The organism is Kordia sp., from assembly GCF_045105435.1.
In the GTDB taxonomy this organism is placed as follows: domain Bacteria; phylum Bacteroidota; class Bacteroidia; order Flavobacteriales; family Flavobacteriaceae; genus Kordia.
The window spans coordinates 1-4,373 of the sequence record NZ_JBGCDL010000216.1; the positions used below are offsets into that span (position 1 = coordinate 1).

5 protein-coding genes are annotated in these 4,373 nt (G+C 29.5%); all 5 read left to right on the forward strand.

Annotation, left to right across the window (positions count from 1 at the left end; genetic code table 11):
• A partial coding sequence (locus AB8B65_RS11215; RefSeq protein ID WP_405301097.1) for an aspartyl/asparaginyl beta-hydroxylase domain-containing protein occupies positions 1-328 on the forward strand: 328 nt, incomplete at its 5' end.
• A 355-nt stretch (positions 329-683) separates the two neighbouring features.
• Complete coding sequence (locus tag AB8B65_RS11220) at positions 684-1,250, forward strand: hypothetical protein (protein WP_405301098.1); 567 nt, start codon at positions 684-686, stop codon at positions 1,248-1,250.
• A gap of 36 nt (positions 1,251-1,286) precedes the next feature.
• Positions 1,287-1,589: a RebB family R body protein gene (locus AB8B65_RS11225; RefSeq protein ID WP_405301099.1), complete on the forward strand. Its 303-nt coding sequence runs from the start codon at positions 1,287-1,289 to the stop codon at positions 1,587-1,589.
• Positions 1,590-1,890: 301 nt separating this feature from the next.
• The gene (locus AB8B65_RS11230) at positions 1,891-2,472 is read left to right on the forward strand and encodes a hypothetical protein (RefSeq protein WP_405301101.1); all 582 of its coding nucleotides are present in this window, start codon (positions 1,891-1,893) and stop codon (positions 2,470-2,472) included.
• 163 nt (positions 2,473-2,635) lie between these two features.
• On the forward strand, positions 2,636-4,373 hold a 1,738-nt coding region (locus tag AB8B65_RS11235; RefSeq protein WP_405301102.1), incomplete at its 3' end, for an ATP-binding protein.

Sequence of the window (4,373 nt, forward strand, 5' to 3'; positions counted from 1 at the left end):
TACATTTAAAGCCAACACTAAAGTTACGTTGGTTCGGTTATTACGTTTGGCGCCAAATTCGGTAGTACAGCAACATACCGATCCGACCTTAGGTTTGGAAATTCACAGTTCAGTAATTCGCTTGACCATTCCGATTTTAAACAAAGAAGGAGTTCAATTCTTTTTGAACGACTCGGAAGTTCCGATGCAACCTGGCGAATGTTGGTATTTGCGTTTAACAGATCCGCATAGAGTGCTAAATAATGGTAGTGATGAACGCGTAAACTTAACTATTGATATGATTCCAAACGATTGGATTCGTGGTATTATTAAAGAAAGTGATGTTTAAAATTTCATGTTAAGTTTCAATAAAAGAAATGGATAGACAACATAGATTAAGTTTTTGTTCAAAATGCACACATAAGAAGTTTGATTCTACAAAAAGGATTATTTGTGGATTGACTAATGATTCTGCTAAATTTTATAGTACATGTAAAGATTTTTCAGGGAATAAACTAGAAGTCGATAAAGCAATCAAGAATAGACAGTTAGATAAAATTCATAAAGAAGAATTTGGCAAATATGGCAAGCCGTTTAAAATAACAGTATGGTCAATTATTCAGATTATTGCAGTAACTGCTACATTCGTTCTATTGATTCGACGATTATTTTATTAAAACAACACATAACTAAAAACAAAATATATGAAAAAAGTATTGTTGCTATTTATAATACTTATCTATACGTCAGTGAGTCATGCACAAAAAACCTCAACGGATATTCGTACGGCAGTAACTTCTCATTTAAAAGCTATGGAAGCCAAAAATTATGAAGAGGCCCTTAATTACTATTATGAAAAGTATTATCAAATCATGTCAAAATCGGAGTTTTTAAAAAAACTTAAAGAAATGGACACTAATGAAATGTTAGAGGCGAAAAATAAGTTTTCTAAGATTATTTCTGTCTCTGAGATTATTACTCATAATGATGTTCAATATGCTTTGGTTGAGTATCAAGTACAGGTTTTTTTTAAATTTAAAAATTCTGTAGAAGAAGAAGTAATACAATATGTAAAGGCAAAAATAGAAGCGAAAGAGAAAAATGTATCATATTCAAGTAAAAATAAAGAGGTAGATTATTACAGAAACTCACTTGCTATTGTTATTAATACTAATGGCTGGAAAATGCTACCATACTCGAAAAAATTAGCTCCTTACATAAAAAGTATGATTCCTTCATTAGCATACGAAAAACTTGCTATTCCTGAATAATAACATTTGAATTAGAAAAAATATAAACCACTTATCATGACAAAAAAAACAGAAGCACAACCTAAAAACTTTCCGACATCTGTAAACTCACAAATTACAGATTCAGTTACAGAAGTAAATACAAAAGTTCTTGGTGATGAACCAGCAATTGCTACAGGAAACCTTATGGAAGCTACTGCGCAAGCTTTATCAAATGCAGCACACAATGCAACTACTGGTCAAGAGGAAACAGAAATAACCTCACAAGCAGCTACTACAGAAGGAATTTCTACCTTATATGACTTAGATACTGCAAGTACAGGTGTTGCTACGGAAGAAATTCTTGGTGATAAAAAATAACCGCTTTTAGTCTTTTTCACAATACTTTATAAACTCATCTTGACAGCGAACTTCGGTTCGCTGTTTTTTTATACATATTTTTCTTCTCTAACAATCTTATTCTCCTCTTTTTTCATCTTATTCCAAAAAAGCAGTATCTCGTTCTATTTTCTTCAAAATTAAAACGATTATGTTTTCTCTTTGTAAAGAATTACTTCATTAAAAAAGCTAGTAATTCTATACAAATTTGTAAAACTAAAAAAGTGGCGGTATCCGAAAAGCCTGAATAGAGTAGGAAACAATTATCCAAACCAATTATATCATGAGCACAATGACAATGACACCAAAAGCTGAAACTAACACTAATAGTAGAAATTCTCTAAATAACTATCCGAACTCTGTTAAAACTATTATTGATTATATATCCCAAAAACATACTATTTTTGAAAAAAAAGTTGGGAAAACATTTTCTGGAAAACAAATATTAGGAATAACTCCTTTTTGTTCTTTTGGCACTATTAAAAATACTCCAACAAATCCTTCTTCTAAAGATTTTTATGCTACTATTCCTAAGGCTCATTTTTGCAAAGAGGAAAATAAAATACAACTAAAGGTAATTAGCAATACTTGTAATAAAAGTCAGGCAAACGCTCTTGTATATTATGATTACAATATAGATACTAATGGTTTTCCCAAGATAGACATATATGTATTATTTGGAAAGACTAGTGATGCGATTAATAAAAATCAAGAAAGACACTTTGATATTACTTTTAATAGAACATGTACTACTGGAATAGACTTATGCACCATCAAAACAATAGAAGTATTTTTAATACAGGATGATCCAAGAACTTCAAGAGGAACAGTTACTACAGTAACTCCACCTATGCGACCTGATTAAAAATCAATTTCACATAGTTAATGTTGTACATAAAATTTAAACTAAATCACAAAAATTCATTTAAAACAATATAGTTGAGTGTATGTAAATCATAAAGTAGCGATCATATAATCGCTACTTTTTTTATCTTAAAATTTTACCTAAATTGTATAAAAAATAGTAGATGATTTTAAAAAACAAGAATGTCTTTTTTCTAATAATTATTACCTTTCCAACATTGTTTTTTGGTCAAAAAGAAGCGAAACCTTTCGATTTAAAAAAAGAAATAAGTAATGAATTAGTACAACTTAAAAACACAAAGTATTTTTCAAAAATAAATACTTTTCTTATTGAAGATCAACTAGATTCTATCTTAGTTTACACGAAAAAAGAGTTAATTGATTCTTCTAAAGATAAAGAGTATATTGATTATTGTAATTTTCTTCGTGGTTACAGTTTTTACAATAAAAAAATAGTAAAAGAAGCTGAAAAAGAATTTTTAAAAGTTTCAAAAGACTTCAAATATTACAATAATACGATTGCTTTTTTGGGTGCAGTCACATTAGAATCTTCCCAATTTGAAAAAGCGCTCAACTATTTCAAGCAAATAGAAAATTTAACTTCTGAAAAATTATTAATAACAGATCCAACGAAAATAAAAGATAATATTGGGGTTTGTTATTTACATCTAAAACAATATGATGAAGCAGAACGTTATCTAACAGAAAGTCTTGAATTAATAAAGAAACTGAAAGATACGATTCGATTAGTAAGCGCTAATGGAAATTTGGCAGCACTTTATTACGAACAATACAAAGACGCACAAGCAATTCCATATTTTACAGAAGCATACAACTTAGCAAAAACTACAGGTCATTTGAAATCAAAGAAAAATGCAGCCTTAAACATGGCAATAGTTGAAGAAAACAGGAAAGACTACGTAAAAGCAATTCAATACCGAAAAGAATTTGAGCAATGGAAAGATTCTATAAACGATCAAGATAAAATTTATGCAACTGCAAAAGCGGAAGAGAAAATAGCCGTTGAAAAAGAACAAAAACAAGTTGCTATTTTTAAAGCTGATAATAAAGTAAAGATCGCGGAACGAAATACGTATTTGTATTCTGCACTAATTTTGTTTTTAATGCTTGGCGTGAGTGTATATTTGTATCGAGAAAAAGTAAAACGGAATAAGATCATCAATCAGCAAAAAGAAGACTTAGATGAATTGAATGCCACAAAAGATAAATTGTTTTCCATTGTAAGTCACGATTTACGTTCGTCGGTAAATGCGATTAAAACCAGTAATACGAAATTGATTACTAAACTTGATCCTGAAAATAATAAAGAAGTCAAAAGTTTACTTAATAAAAATAGTTCCATTGTAAATAGCGCATATAATTTATTAGATAATTTGCTGAATTGGGCATTATTACAAACAAAACAAACTTTTTTTCAAGTTTCAAAATTACGACTCTCTCCTACTGTAGATCATGTAGCCTATAATTATAAAGCGATTTTGGCTGATAAAGAAATTTCCTTTGAAAATACCGTTTCAAAAGATGAGATTGTTTTTGTAGATAAAGAATCACTAAAAATCATTTTAAGAAATTTGATTGACAACGCGATTAAATTCTCAAATCCGAATGATAAAATTACCATTTACACACAAAACGACGATATCAATTTCTGTCATTTAATAGTAGAAGATACTGGAATTGGAATGGATAATGAAACGCGTAAAGAATTGCTAAAAGACACAACATTACTGTCCAAAAAGAAACATGAAGACATCATTGGTACAGGATTGGGAATGCAACTCTGTAAATCAATGATTAAAAAAAATAACGGCACTTTTTCCATTGAAAGTGAACTCGGAAAAGGCACGAAAATGATAATCTCACTACCAAAAAACCTACCTA